The 17301-nt window shown below is 70.8% G+C and carries 11 protein-coding genes; 6 read left to right on the top strand and 5 right to left on the bottom strand.

Translation table 11 applies throughout. The features are described from left to right. The first annotated feature begins 120 nt into the window (after positions 1-120). Positions 121-1243 (top strand): peptide chain release factor 2 gene (gene prfB / locus AMK58_RS10710; protein ID WP_104675338.1). Its coding sequence is split into 2 segments (ribosomal slippage): positions 121-189 and positions 191-1243, totalling 1122 coding nucleotides; the frame shifts between segments, so codons are not numbered across the junction. 182 nt (positions 1244-1425) lie between these two features. Further along, positions 1426-1734, top strand: coding sequence for a peptidoglycan-binding domain-containing protein (locus AMK58_RS10705; protein WP_035675189.1), 309 nt, complete (start codon positions 1426-1428; stop codon positions 1732-1734). Positions 1735-1759: 25 nt separating this feature from the next. Here the strand turns inward: AMK58_RS10705 and AMK58_RS10700 are convergent, their stop codons facing one another. The 4 genes from AMK58_RS10700 to AMK58_RS10685 are packed head-to-tail and all read right to left on the bottom strand — an operon-like array spanning position 1760 to position 9810. Continuing rightward, positions 1760-2782, bottom strand: a complete 1023-nt coding sequence (locus AMK58_RS10700) for an ABC transporter substrate-binding protein (protein WP_051140322.1) — start codon at positions 2780-2782, stop codon at positions 1760-1762. Between the two features lie 32 nt (positions 2783-2814). After that, positions 2815-3633: an ABC transporter permease gene (locus tag AMK58_RS10695; RefSeq protein ID WP_035675180.1), complete on the bottom strand. Its 819-nt coding sequence runs from the start codon at positions 3631-3633 to the stop codon at positions 2815-2817. Then, positions 3626-4399, bottom strand: a complete 774-nt coding sequence (locus tag AMK58_RS10690; protein WP_059398876.1) for an ABC transporter ATP-binding protein — start codon at positions 4397-4399, stop codon at positions 3626-3628. Before AMK58_RS10690 ends, AMK58_RS10695 begins: the two co-directional genes overlap by 8 nt. Beyond that, positions 4396-9810, bottom strand: coding sequence for an AMP-binding protein (locus AMK58_RS10685; protein WP_059399054.1), 5415 nt, complete (start codon positions 9808-9810; stop codon positions 4396-4398). The genes AMK58_RS10690 and AMK58_RS10685 overlap by 4 nt, the downstream gene beginning before the upstream one ends. Before the next feature lie 174 nt (positions 9811-9984). Between AMK58_RS10685 and AMK58_RS10680 the strand changes: the two genes are divergently transcribed. Both AMK58_RS10680 and AMK58_RS10675 read left to right on the top strand, forming a co-directional pair. Continuing rightward, positions 9985-10404 carry a cupin domain-containing protein gene (locus tag AMK58_RS10680; protein ID WP_035674214.1) on the top strand — a complete coding sequence of 140 codons (420 nt, stop codon included), beginning with the start codon at positions 9985-9987 and terminating at the stop codon, positions 10402-10404. Positions 10405-10735: 331 nt separating this feature from the next. After that, a complete protein-coding gene (locus AMK58_RS10675; RefSeq protein WP_035674217.1) occupies positions 10736-11350 on the top strand; it encodes a hypothetical protein in 615 nt (204 codons plus the stop codon). A 108-nt stretch (positions 11351-11458) separates the two neighbouring features. Here AMK58_RS10675 and AMK58_RS10670 read toward each other — a convergent pair whose 3' ends face one another. Next, positions 11459-11719 (bottom strand): DUF3126 family protein, encoded by a 261-nt coding sequence (locus AMK58_RS10670; protein WP_014241108.1) that lies wholly within the window; start codon positions 11717-11719, stop codon positions 11459-11461. A gap of 269 nt (positions 11720-11988) precedes the next feature. On the opposite strand from AMK58_RS10670, the gene AMK58_RS10665 reads away from it, so the two are divergent. Further along, positions 11989-14736, top strand: coding sequence for an SUMF1/EgtB/PvdO family nonheme iron enzyme (locus AMK58_RS10665; protein WP_059398875.1), 2748 nt, complete (start codon positions 11989-11991; stop codon positions 14734-14736). Between the two features lie 252 nt (positions 14737-14988). After that, positions 14989-17295, top strand: coding sequence for an SH3 domain-containing protein (locus AMK58_RS31770; protein ID WP_158283133.1), 2307 nt, complete (start codon positions 14989-14991; stop codon positions 17293-17295). Positions 17296-17301 lie beyond the last annotated feature (6 nt).

Below are 17301 nucleotides of genomic sequence, written 5' to 3'. Positions count from 1 at the left end.
TCTGGTCCAGCGTCGCGGAAGCCGGCGAGGCTGTGGAATAAGAGGGTGCAACGCCGCGTCCAACCCGCTACATAAGGGCCAAGACACTGGTTCAACTCTGGCTGACGAGGAGGCACTGCGATGCGGGCCGAGATCGAAGCGGCCGCCGGCGAGATTAGAGAATCGCTGGCGCTGCTGAGGAGGCATCTTTGACTGGGATAACGCGCTGCGTCGTCTCGACGAACTGAACGCCCACGCCGAAGACCCCAAGCTGTGGGACGACCCGTCCCGCGCGCAGACCATCATGCGCGAGCGCACCCAGCTCGAAACCTCGGTGAACGGCTATCGTGCGCTTGAGCGGGACCTGTCCGACAGCCTGGAGCTGATCGAGATGGGCGAGGCCGAGGGCGACGCGACCGTGGTCGCCGACGCCGAGGCCCAGCTCTACGCGCTGCGCGACCGCGCCGCCAAGCTCCAGATCGAGAGCCTGCTCTCGGGCGAGGCGGACGCCAACGACTGCTTCATCGAGGTGAACGCCGGCGCCGGCGGCACGGAGGCCCAGGATTGGGCGCTGATGCTGATGCGCATGTATCTCCGCTGGGCGGAACAGCACGGCTACAAGACGCAGTGGCTGGAAGAGAGCCCCGGCGAAGAGGCCGGCATCAAGTCCGCCACCGCGCAGATCAGCGGCCACAACGCCTATGGCTGGCTGAAGACCGAGGCCGGCGTGCACCGTCTGGTGCGCATCAGCCCGTTCGACAGCCAGGCGCGCCGCCAGACCAGCTTCGCCGCCGTCTCGGTGTCTCCGGTGATCGATGACAAGATCAACATCGAGATCAACGAGAAGGACTGCCGCATCGACACCTTCCGGGCGTCAGGCGCCGGCGGCCAGCACGTCAACAAGACGGACTCGGCGATCCGCATCACCCACCTGCCCACCGGCATCGTGGTGGCCTGCCAGCAGGAGCGCTCGCAGCACAAGAACCGCGCCAAGGCGTGGGACATGCTGCGCGCCCGCCTGTACGAGCGGGAGCTGAAGATCCGCGAGGACGCCGCCGCCGCGCTCGAGGCGACCAAGAGCGACATCGGCTGGGGTCACCAGATCCGCTCCTACGTCCTGCACCCCTACCAGATGGTGAAGGACCTGCGGACCGAGGTGGAGACCTCGCAGAGCCAGGCGGTGCTGGACGGCGACCTGGACATGTTCCTGGAAGCGGCGCTGGCCGCGCGCCTGAAGGGGCAGAGCGACGACGCCGCGGCGTGAGGTTGCGTTTGCCCCCTCCCTAACCCTCCCCCGCCGTCGGCGAGGGAGGGAATCAATCGCCCTCTCCCGCGCCCGCGGGGGAGGGCCGGGGAGGGGGCAAACGCCTCCCCCTAATTTTATCCCTTGGGAAGAAACGCGGGCTCTGCGTTGTTGATCTCCGCAACAAGAAACGGAGAGAGACCATGAACCGCAGCCTGTTCGCCGCCTTCCTGGCCGCCACGGCCTTCGCGTCCCCGGCCTACGCCGCCTGTCCGACGGACAGCATGACGCCGGACATGTACTTCGCCTATGTCGAAGGCATCCAGAAGACCCTGACCGAGCAGGGCTTCCGTCCCGGCGTGATCGACGGAAAGATCGGCCCGAACACCCGCTCCGCCATCCGCGCCTACCAGAAGGCCGCGAAGCTCCCGGTGGACGGCTGTCCGACCCAGGAGCTTCTCGACCACATCAACTTCTCCCAGCCGAAGGTCTACGGGCCGGGCAAGCGGTAAAGCGCAGGATCACTTCACGGCAGAATCACTTCACGAAGGTCAGGTCCATGACCGACTTGGCGTCCAGCGCCTTGTCCACCTGACCTTCGGACTGCCAGAACTTCACCTGATTGACGACGTCGTCCACCAGCAGCTTGCCCTTCGGCTCGACATAGGGCAGGCCGGCGGCGACGACCTCGGGCTTTTGCTTCGTCGCCTCGGCGATGATCGCCAGAAGCTCGTCGTAGCCGGGACCTTTCACCACGGCGCCCGACGCGTCCTTGGCGTTGAAGGCAGCGTGGTATTCGGCCAGCGCGGTCAGGTAGGCGCTGACGAACTTTTCGGCCAGCGGGCGGCGCTGGGCGACGGTCTTCGGGCTGGTGAAGAGGGCGCCGAGCTGCCACGGCGTCTCGTCGCCGACCCAGCCCAGGATGGTGCCGGAGCCTTCGGCGGCGAGCTGGCGGGCCACCGTCACCGGGGCGATCACCGCGTCCACCTGACCGCCCTTGAAGGCGGCGACCATCTTCGGCACGTCCTGCATCGCCACCATGGTCACGTCCTTGACCGTGAAGCCGTGCTTCTGGCCGAGCAGGCCGACCATGTAATGGAAGGTCGAGCCCACCGTGGTGATGGCGATGCGCTTGCCCTTGAGGTCGGCCGGCTTGGTCAGCCCGGCGTCGTGCGCCGCCTTGGTCGCCACATAGGCGCTGAGCTGGAAGCCCGGCTCGTCGCGGCTCTGCGCCGCGATCATCGTGACGGCACCCTTGGATGCCAGGTTGTAGAAGCCCGCCGTCAGGCCGGTGACGCCGAAATCGACGTCGCCCGAGGCCACCGCCACCGGCACCTGCTGGGCCGAGGTGAACATCTTCAGATCGACGTCCAGCCCTTCCTTCTCGAAGTAGCCCTTGGACTTGGCGATGAAGATCGGGCCGGAGGAGGCCAGCGCCAGCACGCCGATGGAGGTCTTTTCCAACCCCTGCGCCTCGGCGGCGGGCGTTCCGGCCAGCGCCAGGGCCGCGGCACCCATTGCACCCAGAACCAAACGGCGGCTCCAACGCACGACGGTCATTCTCAGTCTCCCTTTCTCAATCATCGTTTTTCTCACCGCCATTTCAGCAGGCGGCGTTCCAGGATGGACAGCACGGTCCCGATGCTCAGGCCGAGCAGCGAGAGAACCAGCACGCCGGCCAGAAGCTGGTCGGTCAGCATCAGGTTGCCGGCGGTCAGGACGAAGGCGCCGATGCCGTATTCCGCCCCGATCATCTCCGCCGCGACCACCAGGATCAGCGCGATGGAGGCGGTGATGCGGAAGCCGGCGAGGATGCCGGGCAGGGCGCCGGGAAGCACGATCTTGCGCAGGATCGACGCCCAGGGCAGGCCGAAGCTCTGCGCCATGCGGATCAGGTTGCGCGGCACCGAATCGATGGCGCTGTAGGTGGCGATCACGGTCGGGAAGAAGACGCCGAAGCCGATTGTGGCGAACTTCGACGGCTCGCCGATGCCGAACCACAGGATGAACAGCGGCAGCAGCGCGATCTTCGGGATCGGGAAGAAGGCGGAGACCAGGGGCACGCCGACCGCCCGCGCCACCGACCCGATGCCCATGGCGAAGCCCACGGCCATGCCGGCCACCGTGCCCATGACCCAGCCGACGCCGATGCGCATCAGCGACGCCTTCAGGTGCTGCCACAGCGACCCGTCCTGTGCCATGGCGGCCAGCGCCGAGGCGACCGCGCTCGGCGGCGGCAGGAACAGGTCGCTGACGAGGCCGAAGCGGTTGGTGGACTCCCACACCGCGATCAGCACCACGAAGGCGAGCAGCGCCGCCCAGCGGTGCCCTTTGACCGTGAAGCCGCCGCCGCGGAAGCGGACGGGCTGGGAGGGGGAGCGGTCCTGAAGCGGGAGAGTGGTGTCAGGCATCGGCGATCTCCCGGTCGGCCAGTTGGGCCTCGGCCCGGATCAAGTGCCACAGCCGGTCGCGCACCTCCGCCAGATGGGCCTGGGCGGAGGGCTCCAGCCGCTGGTCGCGCGGCTCCTCGATGGTCACGATCTCGCGCAGGCGGCCCGGACGGCGGCTGAGCACGACGACCCGGTCGGCCAGCCGCAGCGCCTCGTCCAGATTGTGGGTGACGTAGAGGGCGGTCGTCCGCTCGCGCTGCCAAAGCGACAGGAAATCCTCCATCAGCAGCTCGCGCGTCTGGGCGTCGAGCGCCGACAGCGGCTCGTCCAGCAGCAGCATGGCCGGGCGCACGGCCAGCGCGCGGGCAATGCCGACGCGCTGGCGCATGCCGCCGGACAACTGCTTGGGCAGCGCCTTGCGGAAGTCCCACAGACCCATGCGGCGCAGGCCGGACTCGATGCGCTCCCGCCGCTCGGCCGCCGACAGCGGGTGGTGTTCGAGGACGAGCGACAGGTTGTCCTCGACGCTGCGCCAGGGCAGCAGGGCGAAGTCCTGGAAGATGAAGGTGATCGGGTTCAGGCAGCCGTCCGGCACCGCGCCCGCCACCGCGATGGTGCCGGAGCTGGGCGCCACGATGCCGCCGGCGATACCGAGCAGGGTGGACTTGCCGCAGCCCGACGGGCCGATGACGGCCAGAACCTCCCCCTCCTGCACCGTCAGGTCGATGCCGTCCAGCACTACGAGGTCGTCGTAGCGGTGGCACAGATCCTTGATGATAAGCCTCATTGTCCCTTTCCTGTTGCCGACCCCGCCCAGGCGATCAGCAGTTCGTCGCGCGAGGTCAGGCCCGCTTCCGGCAGCGCGTGGTTCACGACGGCCTTGGCGGCGCCGCCGGTCGCTTCCGGCAGGCGGTTCTCCCACATGGCCTGATGGAGCGTGGGCAGCTCGTCCCAGTTCCCGAGGTATGTCGTTGGCACACGGACCGCCCCCGACGCAATGACGCGGTTCAGCCCTGCGATTTCCGCAGCGTTCGAAAGATGCGTGCCGACGATGGTTGCCGATGGCATCAGGATGCGGCGCTGGCGCATCCACACCTGGGGCGCGTAGAAGCTGTAGCGCCGACCACTTCCGTCGGGGGCCATGTCGCCGCAATAGACGACGCGCCCCGTGTGCGGCTTCACGAGCATGGTCGAGACGGCCAGCGTGTCGCGCCGCGCCCGCTCCACCACCACGTCCGGCATGCCGCGCGGGTTGTCGGCGGCGCGCAGGATGCGGCCCACCGCCTGGCCCAGCGGCTTGAAGGTGTCCTCGGTGAACAGGCGCACGGCCTCCTTGAAGGCGGCGGTCTCCCGCTGCGGGTCGGGCAGGTCCGGCATGGTGTCGGGCCAGTCGAAATGCGGGACGCGGCGCGTGATCTCGGCCAGCGACACGGCGCCGGCCAGCGCCTCGCCATAGCCCAGCGACAGCACGAAGTCGCGTTCGGAATCCCGGTCGGTGACGACGCAGACGCGGGCGCCGGACTCGCGGGCCGCCTCGATGGCCGACAGCGCCATGTCGTCGCGCAGCCCCACCGCCCCGGCGCCGTAGAAGACCAGCACGGCCTCGCCGGGGCGCAGGCGGGCGCGGCGCAGCATCTCGGCGGGCTCGGCGGCGCCGGGCTTGCCGAGGAAGGTCATGTGGTAGCCGCTGGAGGCGCCGAAGAAGGTCAGCGCGCCGCCCTCGGCCAGAGACTGGAAGGTGCGCGGGAAGGTCGTCTCGCCGGCGTGGCTGACCGCGTAGTCCACGAGGTTGCCGCCGTTGGCCGCGCGGAGCGCGTCGAGGTAGGGGCGCCCGGCCTCCTCCCACGCCGCCCAGTGCGCCGGGTCGGCGGGGATGCGGGTGAAGGCGGCCTCGGCGACGGAGCGGTCCACCGCCCCCGCCCCGCGGGCGCGGATCGCGGCGGCGCGGCGTTCCGACGACACCATGCCGGTCACCTTCATGCGCCGGGCCAGCGCCAGTTCCACCGTCCAGGCGCCGGTGCCGCCCGCCGCCCCCTCGACCAGCAGGCGCTTGCCGGGCTGCACGTCGAGCGCGGTGAACAGTGCGCGGTAGCCGGTGCCGGCGGCGAGCATGTAGCTTCCCGCCTCCTCCAGCGCGAGGCCGGGCGGCAGGGGGAAGAGCTGCGGTCCGTCGGCCAGCATGAACTGCTGGTGGCTGCCGTCCGGCGACTGGTAGCCCTGGATGTGGAAGTCGGTGAACATCGGGTCGGCGCCGGCCTCCGGGTCCAGCAGGTCGGAGACTCCGGAATAGACGGCGACCAGATCGCCGACCGCCAGCCGCCCCTGCGCCTGCAACGCCTCGCCCATGCGCACGACCATGCCGACGCCGCCGGAGCCGGTGACGTGCACGTCCTCGTCATGCTCGTCGAACAGCGAGATGGGGATGCCGGTCAGCGCCCAGACGTCGTTGTAGTTGACCTCGGAGGCGAGGACATAGACCAGCGCCTGGTTGGGGCCGGGCTCGGGGACGGGGATGACGACCTCCGTTTCGGCCTGCGCCGGGTCGCCGTGGGCGGCGGCTCCCGTCTCCAGATCGCGGACGACGGCCTGGGCGAGCTGCCAGCGGGGCAGGGGTGTGGCGCCGGGGACGAAGGGGCTGCCGATCGGCAGCACGCCGTCGCGGCTGTCGCGCCGCGGGCGGGCGGGCAGGGGAGGGGACTTCTTCTCCAGGAACAGGGCGATGCCCTTCTTGGCGCCGTTGGCGGGGTCGAGGAGGAAGCGGGCGAAGGCGGCGATTTCGGAGGCTGACCCGGCGTCGAAGCCGTCGCTGAGGCCGGTGTCGACCAGTTGGACAATGGTGTCGGCGACGGGGCCGCGGCCGACGCTGTGGGCTTGGCGGAGGAGGCGCTTTACACCCTCTCCCCCCTGGGGAGAGGGTTGGGGTGAGGGGGTTGCGCTTGGCGGCACGTTCGGCACACGCGCAACCCCCTCACCCTCCCCTCTCCCCAGGGGGGAGAGGGTCTTGGAGTGCAGCGCGGCCTCCCGCGCCAACGCCTTCGCCAGCGTCAGCGCATCGTCCGCCCCGCGCGCCACCACATCCACCAGCCCAAACTCCAGCGCCGTCTCCGCGTCGATCTGGCGACCGGACAGCAGGATCTCCAGCGCCCGCCCGTACCCCCGCTCCGGGTCCTTGCGCAGGAGCAGGCGCGGCAGGCGCTGCGTCCCGCCATAGCCGGGCGACAGGAACAGGTTGATCTCCGGCTGGCCCAACCGGGCGCGGGGATCGGCCACCCGGACATGGCAGGCCATCGCCAGCTCGCAGCCGCCGCCGAGCGCCACGCCGCGGATGGCGGCATAGACCGGCTTGTCCAGCGCCGCGATGGCGCGGAAGACGGCGTGGGCCTTGGCGGGCAGGGCGCGGGCCTCGCTCTCGTCCTGCACCTCGTCGAGAAGCTGGCGGATGTCGGCGCCGGCCACGAAGTTGCGCCCCGTGCCAGTGATTACCACGGCGCGCACGTCCGTCCGGCGGGCGAGATGGGCGACCAGAGTGTCCAACTCGTCGAGCAGACGGTCGGACAGGGCATTGACCGGGGGATTGTCGATGGTGACGGTCGCCATCCGCACCCCGTCGGCCAGACGGTCGTACTGCACGGAGAGGAAGCGCTGCCGTTCGATGAGGGTCTGTTCCTCCGCCCGCTGTTGACCGCGCGTCCAGGCGGCGATGCGCGCCTCCAGGTCGGTCAGGCATTCCGGGTTGCGCAGGGTGGAGGTGTCGCCCAGCGGCTCCCCGTTCATCATCGCCGTCAGGAAGCGGCGCATGTATTTGCCGGAGCGCGTCTCGGGAAAGGCCGGAACAGACAAAATGTCGGAGGGGACGGCGACGGCGCCCTTCTCCTGCCGCACCAGATCCTTCAGCCGGCGCTCGTCGTCCGCCGTCAGGTCGTGGCCCTTGGCGGGCAGGACGAAGGCGACGGGGGTCAGGCCCTTCTCGCGGTGGGGGGCGCCGACCACGATGACGTTGCCGACCGGGCTGTCGGGGTTGATCTGCTTGTCGCGCAGGATCGCGCCCTCGATCTCCTCCGTTCCCATGCGGTGGCCGGACACGTTGATGACGTCGTCGGACCGGCCGTGCAGGCTGAAGCTGCCGTCGTCGTAGCGCCGGGCGAAGTCGCCTTGCAGATAGGCCCAGACCGGATTGCCGTCGGCGTCCCGGAAGCGCCCGAAATAGGTCGCCACAAAGCGCTCGAAGTCACCCTTCCAGCCGGGTTGGCCGACATTCTCCGCGTCGCCCCAGATGGTCCGGGTCAGGTAGGGATAGGGGGCGGTGACGACGATCTCGCCCTTCTCCTCCGCTTCGGCGGGGCGGAAGGCTACGCGGCCCGCGGTGTCCGGCTCGCTCTCGGGAACCCAGACGTCGCCCAGCACCCAGGGCAGCGGGTAGGTGTGGGCGTCGGCGCGCAGCGGCTGGTCGGGGTTGCCGTAGGGGTGGGTCCAGACGATGCCGCCATGCTCCGTCGCCCAATAGCTGTTGATGTATTGCGGCGTCATCACCGCCATGCCGAAGGCCTGGACGGCGGGGCTGGTCGGCTCCGCGCAGAAGGTGGCGACCCGCAGGGAGGAGCGGTCGTAGCGCTCGACGTCGGCGCGGTTTTCCGGGTGGGTCATGACCGTCTTCAGGAAGGTCACGCCCGCCTTGAAGATGGTCACCTTGTGCCGCTCGATGATCGAGGCGAATCGCCCGGCGTTGGGGAAGACCGGCGCCCCCTCGGTCACGATGCCGGGGATGCGGGCGGCGAGGCTGGCGGTGATGAGGTAGCTCTGGCCGGTGATCCAGCCGGGATCGGCGACGACGTAGATCGCGTCGCGGCCCGGCAGGGCGTCGAAGCTGACCTTCATGGTGTGGGCGAGGCCGGCGACGTAACCGCCATGGACATGCACCACGCCCTTCGGCTTCCCGGTGGAGCCGGAGGTGTAGATGATGAACAGCGGATAGTCGGCGTCCACCGGCACACAGGGCACGGCCTTCGCCACGGCGGCGTAGAGCGCCCGGTCGTCCAGCGCGCGCAGCGCCTCCATGCCGGCCAAGCCGGCGGCGGCGCACAGCTCCGCCTCGGCCTTCGCCAGCAGTTCGTGCGCCCAGACGTCGCGGCCCTCGGTCCAGGGAATGTCGGGAAGCCCGGCATGGCGGACGACGATCACCGCCTCGACCCGCGGCGGGGCGGCGGCCAGCGCCTCGGCGACGCTGGCGCGCAGGTCGGCCACGGTGGCGGCGTCGAGCGTCCCGGCGCGGTCCAGCGCCCGGCCCAGTTCCCGCATCACGTCGGCGGGGGCGACGGTGATCTCGCCCGCCAGCCCGCGGCGCACCGGCTCCATCAGGGCGTCGTCTCCCAGCTTGGCGCGCAAAACCTCCTCGGTGATGCGCAGCGCCGTGGGCAGGGCGACGAAGCGGTCGAGCGCCGGATCGCTGTAGGCTTCCTTGAAGGGGGCCATCTCGGCGTTGCGGCTGGCGCCGTCGGCGGTGATGACGACGCGGGCGCCGGCATTCTCGATGCGGTCGGACAGCGTCTTGTCGGAGAAGCCGCCGAACACCGCGGTGTAGATGACGCCGAGGCGCTTCGCCCCCTCCGTCCAGACGATCTGGTCGAGGATGTTGGGCATGTTCAGCGCGATGCGGTCGCCCTGCCTCAACCCCAGCCCGCGCAGCGCCAGCGCGGCCAGCGCGGAGCGGATCAGCAACTCGCGCCGGCTCAGCGTGACGTGATGGACCGGGCCGCCGCGCCCGCCGTTGGCGGCGGCGTCCCAGCGGTCGCCCTCGTACCAGTAGGCGGTCTCCGCTCCGTGACCGGACAGGACGTGGCGGTCCACCTCGTTGAAGGCGGCGTTGGTCAGCCCGCCGGCGAACCAGCGGTAGAAGGGCGCCTCCGACCCGTCGAAGGCCTGCGTCCAGGGGGACCAGTCCACCCGCTCCGCAGCCTCGCCCGCCGGTTCGCCCGTGGCGGCGTCCCAGCCGCGCCAGACGCCGTCGGCCTCGCGCATCAGCCAGTGCGCGCCGTCGAACCAATGGATCGTCTCCGCGGCGATGGCGCCGTGGAAGGCGCCGGGATCGGCCGCGCAGGCGTCGCGCTGGCTGTGCCAGTCCGTGGCGGAGCGGATGGGGTTGACGGCGACGTCCTGCGGCAGCGGCGGTTGTCCGGCGGACTCCGCGACGGCGTGATCCATGCTTTCCTCCCGATCGGGCATTTCTTCCTTGGCGGCCACGTCTTGTGCGCGGCGGGCATCACTATAGCGCGGCGCCCTGCATGGGCCGCAATGGCGCCGTGCGCGGCGGGGGTATGCCGTATACGCGGCTTTCGGTCATACTCGGTGCAATCAATGACGATGGGAGGAAACGGTATGTCCGAAAACGACGCGCCTGCGAACGATTCGGTGACCTTTGCGGTCAGTCATCCCGATCCGGCGGACTTCAAGCGCGACGGGCTGCGACCCTTCTTCGAATACCGCGACCTGGGCATCCGCGCCGCCACGGCGGGCAAGGCGAACGCCCACGTCATCCGCGCCCGTCCCGGCGAGCCGTCGCACGGCGGCTGGCACCGGCACGCGCTGGATTTCCAGATGGTCTACGTGCTGAAGGGCTGGGTGAAGTTCGCTTACGAAGGCGTGGGGGAGGTGCTGTTGCAGGCCGGCTCCTGCGTGCACCAGCCGCCGGGCATCCGGCATGTGGAGATCGCGCATTCCGACGATCTGGAGATGCTGGAGATCACCCTTCCCGCCGACTTCCCGACCGAAGGGGCCGAGCCGCCCACCGGGAACTGACTTCCTCCAAAAAAGTGCCGGTCGCACCCGTCGTGGAAACGACGGTGCGGCCGGCCAGATGCTTTGGAGGAATCGCCGCCATGGCCACAGGGAACGACGCGGCCACGGGACGCTTCGTTGCAAAGGAAAGCAATGCCCATGCCAGCGCTTGGGCGGGCTCCCGGAGCCGGTTTTCCGTGCTTTCGGGAGGGGCCTCCGGACCGCACCTGTCTGGAAGACTGGACAGGTGACCGGATCGCTGGACAGGCGGGCGGGCGCCGCTGTTCTGGCATGTTGGGCGCGTCGAGGGTATTAGGACGGCGTGTGGCGGCGTGATGAGGATGCGGACGGGATGCCCGAGGTCGAGATCTCCCGCGAGGACAAGGGGCAGGCGACGGTGTTCGAGGCGTCGCCGTCCAGCGTACCGCCCCAGCGTTACGCCCATCTCCTCTACGCTGCCCTGCTGCTGGCCGGTTTCGTCGTGGTGGCCGAACTGACCCTGGAGCCGACGGCCTCGATGCTGCGCTGGCTGGGCGTCCTGTGCGCGGTGCCGCTTCTGCTGATGTGGGTGATTACGCTGCTGCGGGCGGCGCGGCGCAGCGCCGTGCGTCTGGTCGTGGCGCCGGAAGGACTGACCGCACATGGACAGCTTGTCCCCCACAACACGATCCGCGGGGTGGCGCTCTATCCGCCGCAGGGCAAACGCCCACTCTTCGTGGCCCGCATCCAGACGATGACCCTGCAGCAGCACGAACGGGAACTGGAGTTGGCCGGCGGGGAGGTGGATGTGGAGGAGGATGGAAAACCGGGGAAGGGGCGTCGGCGGCGCGCCGGCTACCGGCTGCTTCTGCTGCGCCGGAACCATCTGCCGGCGCTCGTCCTGGTGCGTGGCCTCACCCTGTCGGGCGGCGAGACGCTGATGGCCGGGCTGGCCGCGGAACTGCGCCGCCACAGCCGGCCGGGCTGACAATCATTCCGAATTCTGTCGGCGGGTTCCAACGGCGTGCGGGCAAGCGCCCCTCCCGCCGCGGGGGCGGGAGAGGACCGCGCTGGAAGGACGCCCGAAGGACGTGACTCAGCGACGGGCCGTAGGGGCTGCCGGCAGGTCTTCTTCCAGGATGACGACGTGCAGGGCGTAGGAGACCTCACCCTCGTCCACGTCGCGGTGCAGGGTGCCGACGAACTCGTCGCCCAGCATGACTTCTGCGGACTGGCCGGCCTTCTCGGGCGGCTGGATGATGATCTTGTCGTTGCCGAGCGTCTTGCGCAGATAGCTCTGCACACGGGCGATTTCGGTTTCGGTCATCTTGGCGACCGTCGGCTTGGCGGGCGGCATGGCATGATCCCTGTGTTGTCGAAGGGGTCATATAGAAACCTTTCGGGCAAAGGGAAAGCACAACATCGCCCTGGATCGCCCCGGATCGCGCATTCGCCGCGCCGCCCGCGGCCAACCCCGTCTTTCTTGCGGGGGACCATGCCCCCGCCTGTGGAGAGCTGTTAGCCGGTTTTGTCCTCTTGTTCCGGGGGGCGCGGCCAAATACTGGACGTGTTGGACTGTGGGGGCGTCCGCGCCCCGCCGTCCGGTGACCATGGCATGGGGTGACCATGGCTGCACGCTTTCGCCGTTTCGTCTCGTGCCGCATCCTTCTGGCGCTGACCGCTGGCCTGCTGCTGGCCATGGCGGCGTGGGCCGTGCCCGGTCTGGCCGCCACCGCGCCGGAGCAGCGCATCGCGCTGGTCATCGGCGTCGGCGCCTACCGCCACGCCACCGAACTGCCCAACCCGCGCAACGACGCCCACGCCATGTCGGCGGCCCTGCGCAAGCTGGGCTTTACGGTCGACGAGCGCTACGACCTCGACAACCGCGGCATGGCCGAGGCGCTGCGCGGCTTCGGCATCCAGGCGGCGCAGGCCGACGTGGCGCTGCTTTATTTCGCCGGCCACGGCATGCAGGTCGGCGGCACCAACTTCCTGATCCCCGCGGACGCCCGGCTGGAGCGCGAGCGCGATCTGGTCTACGAGGCGCTGCCGCTGAACCTGCCGATGGGCGAACTGGCCCAGGCGCGCAAGCTGGGCATCCTGATCCTGGACGCCTGCCGCAACAACCCCTTCGCCGACCGTCTGGTCCGGTCCGGCACCAAGAAGACGGAGGTCCATTCCGGCTTCGCCCGCGTCGACGACACGCCGACCGACACGCTGGTCGCCATGGCCACCCGCGCCGACGCGGTGGCCGAGGACGGGCAGGGCGACCACAGCCCCTACACCGCCTCGCTGCTGAAGAACTTCGACGTGCCGGGGCTGGAGCTGAGCCTGTTCTTCCGCCGTGTGCGCGACGACGTCATGCAGGTCACCCAGGGCCGGCAGGAGCCGTTCCTCTACGGTTCGCTGGGGGCCGCGCCCTTCTATTTCAACCCGTTGCCGGAGAACCGGCCGCCGCAACTCGCCGCCTTCAAGACGCTGGAGGTGTTCGACCGCGGCGGGACGGAGGGGCTGGACATCGCGCGGCCCAGCGATCCCGACAACGACCAGCTCTTCGCCCAGGTGACCGGCCTGCCGCGCGGCGGCGGGGTGCGCATCGGCGACCGGGTGGTGCTGATCGGCGACTATCTGACGCTCGACCAGCTCACCGCCGCGACCTTCCGGGCCGACGCCACCCACCTCGGCGACGCCGGCAGCTTCGAGTTCGCGGTGATGGACGGGCGCGGCGGGGTGGCGCGGGGCGCGGTGCCGATCCTCATCAAGCCGAGCAACCGCCCGCCGGTCGCCGTCGCCGAGCGCAGCGTGCGCGCCGTGGTCAACAGCCTGCGGCTGGAGGTGCCGACCGACCCGGACGGCGACCCGCTGACCTTCACCGTCAGCACCGTGCCGGAGCGGGGCAAGGTGCGCGACGGCACCACGCCGCTGAAGCCCGGCGACAAGCTGGCGCCGGAGCGGCTGACCGCGCTGACCTTCGACCCGGAACGCGCGCCCGCGGGACGCGCCGGGGTGTTCAGCGTGCTGGTCGAGGACGGGCGCGGCGGGCGCACGACGATGAGCGCGCTTCTGGAGGTCGAAGAGGCCGGTGCCGCCCCGCCTCAGGCCGATCTGGAGGAGTCGCTGTGGCGCCGCGTGCGCGACAGCCGCGACGCCGACGCGCTGGACGCTTTCCTGCGGCTGTTCGGCACCGGCCCCTTCGCCGCCCCGGCGCGCGACCGGCTGAACCGGCTGCGCGCCGAATCAGCAAAGGTCGCCGCGGTCACCTCAGGGGGAGGGGCGGGGAGCAGCGGATCGTCGGCCAATGGGGCGGGCAACGGGGCCTCCAGCGGCAAGGCGTCTCCGCCGCCGGAACTCCAGCTCGACACCGCCGGGGAAGGAATGTACGTGGCCGTCTCCGACGCCGATCTGCGCGCCGGGCCGGACGCACGGTCGGAGCGGGTCGGCGCCCTCGCCAAGGACGGCCCGGTGCGGGTGCTGGGCCGGGTGGCCGACGCCGACTGGTACCGGGTGGCCTTGGACGATGGCACCCAGGGCGGCGTGCAGGGCTTCGTCCGCGGTCCCGCGCTGCGCCCCGCCGGGCCGGAGGACCGCCAGCGGCTGGCGCTCGCCGCGCCGGCCCAGCCGGGGGGCTCGCAGGGGCGGGCGCAGGGCAACGGCAGCAGCTTCCAGGATTGCCCGGCCTGCCCGCCGATGATGCGCATTCCCGCCGGCAGCTTCGTCATGGGCAGCGAGCGCGGCGACGCCAGCCAGCGCCCGCCCCACCGCATCACCTTCGCCAAGCCCTTCGCCATCGGGGTCTACGAGGTGACGGTCGCCAACTGGCGCGCCTGCGTGGAGGGCGGCGGCTGCGCGGCCATGCCGCGGATGCGCAACCCCTCCGACGACACGCCGGTCCACAACATCCATGTCGAGGACGCGCTGGCCTACACCGAGTGGCTCAGCCGCAAGACCGGCCAGCGCTACCGCCTCCCCAGCGAGGCCGAGTGGGAGTACGCGGCGCGTGGCGGCAGTGCGGCGCGCTTCGCTTGGGGAGACAGCCTGACGCCGGGGGCGCGGCTGGCCAACTGCCGCGACTGCGGCGGGGCCGCCGACCGCTCCCTGCCGGCGCCCGTCGGCAGCTTCCAGCCAAATGCCTTCGGCCTCTACGACACCAGCGGCGGGGTGGCGGAGTGGGTCGCCGACTGCTGGAATCCCGGCTACAAGGGCGCCCCGACGGACGGCAGCGCCTGGACGGAGGGCGACTGCCGCAAGCGGGTGCTGCGCGGCGGCTCCTGGCGGGATGGGCAGGACGCCATCGCCGTTACCGCCCGCATCGGCTACGACGCCGACGTGCGCTATTTCGCCGACGGGTTGCGGGTGGCCCGCGATCTGAACTGACTCCGCCCGCGTTCGTTGGTGGGACGCACCGTCTGCGGATGGGACCACGCCGCCCCCGAAATTGCAGAAATTGGTGTTGGGGCAATGAGCTAGACTTGGCCGTTCATGGCTTGGCGATCCGCAAACCGGTTGCGAACCGGAAGACCCGACAACGGGAGGCCGACGGCGGCTTCGACCAAAATCGTTACAGCCGGCGTGGCCCGCGACTCCCTAAAGGGGTGGTCAAAGAAAGATCAGGTGGAGGGTATCGACGTGTTGCGCTGGCCCCGGAGCGCCGTTTGGACTGTTGCGCTGGTCCTGGTGACGGCGAACACCGCCTTTGCTCCCCAGGCGCTTGCCGACGACAAGCGCGTTGCGCTGGTGATCGGCAACGCGCAGTACCAGGAGGGCGGTCCGGCCGCCGGGGTGGGCGCCAACGCGGCCGTTGTCGCCGACGCGCTGCGCCGCGCCGGCTTCACCGTCACCGCCGCCGAGAACCTCGACCACCGCGGCATGGTCGCGGCGCTGACCCGCTTCCAGGACGCGCTGGGACAGGCCGACCTGGGCTTCCTCTATTACTCCGGCGTGGCGCTGAGCCTGTCGGCCAAGGGCTTCCTGGTGCCGGTGGACGCCAAGCCCGGCTCCGAATACGACGTGATCTTCGACACCATCGAACTGGACTACGCGCTGAAGGAGATCCAGCGCAGCGGGCGCAAGGCCGTCGCCGTGTTCGACCCGGTGCCCGCCCACCCGTTGGCCGACCGGCTGGCGTCGGCGATGGGCGAGGAGGGGCGGTCCGTCAAGCCGGCGCTGGCGGCCCCGGCGGCGCTCGACAACCTGTTCGTCGTCTATTCGCACCGGCCCGGCACGCCGCCCGCCTCGCCGCCGGGCAAGGGAGCGGATGTTTTCTCCACCGCCCTGGCGCAGGAGATGGTCAAGCCGGGCGTGCCGCTGCGCGACGCGCTGGCCGAGGTCGCCCGCACCGTCGTCGGACGCACCCGCGGGACGCAGCACCCCTGGCTCCAGGACCGGCTGGGCGCCGATCTCGTGCTGGTGCCCGGCCCGCGCGCGCCGTCCGCCCCCGTCGTTGCCCGGACGGAGGAGGCGCCACCCGCCGTGGAGGCGACGGTCCCCGAACCGAAGCCGGCCGAATCCAAGCCAATCGAACCCAAGCCGTTGCCGCAGAGGACGGAGGAGAAGCCGACGGCCCCGGCGGTCGCCGAGGTCGAGGTGGACCCGCTGAACGAGAAGCGGGTGGTGACGCGCGACACCAACCTGCGCGCCGGTCCCGACACCAAGGCGGCGGTCGTCGGCACGCTGCGCCACGACAGCGAGGTCACGGTCACCGGGCGGACCCGGCGCAACGGCGGCTGGCTGCGCGTCGAGCAGGACGGCAAGACCGGTTTCGCCTTCTCCAGCAACCTCGCCAAGCCGGAGGAGGTGCCGGTCGCCTCCGCCCAGCAACCTTCCCAGGCCCAGCAACCGCCGCAGTCCCAGCCAGCGGCCCTGACGCCCGGCGTCTACACGGTGGCGCGCGACGCCAACCTGTTCGCCCGCCCGGTGCTGGGCGCCCGCAGCCTGCGCGATCTGGAGCAGGGGCAGCGGGTGACGCTGCTCCAGGCGGCGCCCGACTCCGGCTGGGTGCTGGTGCGGGATTCGTCGGGGCAGGAGGGCTATGTCACCACCGGGACACTGGCCGGCCGGGCGGGTGAGGCTGTGTCCATGGGTGGTGCGGCGCCCAGCGCCTTCCCGCCGCCCACGGTGGTTCGCAACGACGTCGATCCGGTGGCCGGCGCGCTGTCCGGCACGACCGGCCCGACGCGGCTGGCCGCCCTTCCCGACAGTGGCGGGGAAAGCGCCGCGGGGCGCTCGACCTCCGGCGCGGACCCGGTCATCGCCGGGCTGGCCGAACCCTACCGCGACGCCGTGCAGGCGGGCCGCAACGCCGCCGCCCGCGCAGCCCGTTCCGCCACCGCCGGGCGCGGGGCGGAGTCGAAGGCGCGCGAGGCCCAGGCCGCCGCCCGCCGCGCTGCCGGTCAGGCCCGCGGCGGGGAGTCGGGCTACGGGGTGCACCGCTTCCCCAACGGCGACGTCTATGAGGGGGCATGGAACCGCGGGCTGGGCAACTTCTCCCTTCAGGGCACGATCAGCCGCAACGGCGTCGGCGTCTACCGCTTCGCCAACGGTCAGGTCTATGAGGGGGAGTGGAAGGACGACCAGATGTCCGGCTACGGCGTCCTGGGCTTCCCATCCGGCGACCGCTTCGAGGGGACCTTCGTGAACGCCGTGCCGAACGGGCCGGGCGTCTACCGCTTCGCCAACGGCGATTCCTACGCCGGCGAGGTCCGCCAGGGCCGTGTGGACGGCCATGGCGAGCTGGCCTTCACCAACGGCGAGCGGTTCAACGGCGTGGTGGTGGACCGTCTCCCGGCGGGGCCGGGCGAGTTGTCGATGCGCGGCGGCACCCGCCATGTCGGGCAGTTCCGCGGCGGCATCCAGGACGGCCCGGGCGCGGCCATCGACTCCACCGGCGCGATGCAGCCCGGCATCTGGCGCGGCGCGACGCTCTTGAGTCGGTAACGCCGC

Source organism: Azospirillum brasilense (assembly GCF_001315015.1).
Lineage (GTDB): Bacteria > Pseudomonadota > Alphaproteobacteria > Azospirillales > Azospirillaceae > Azospirillum > Azospirillum brasilense.
This window is presented reverse-complemented; position numbering and strand designations above follow the sequence as displayed.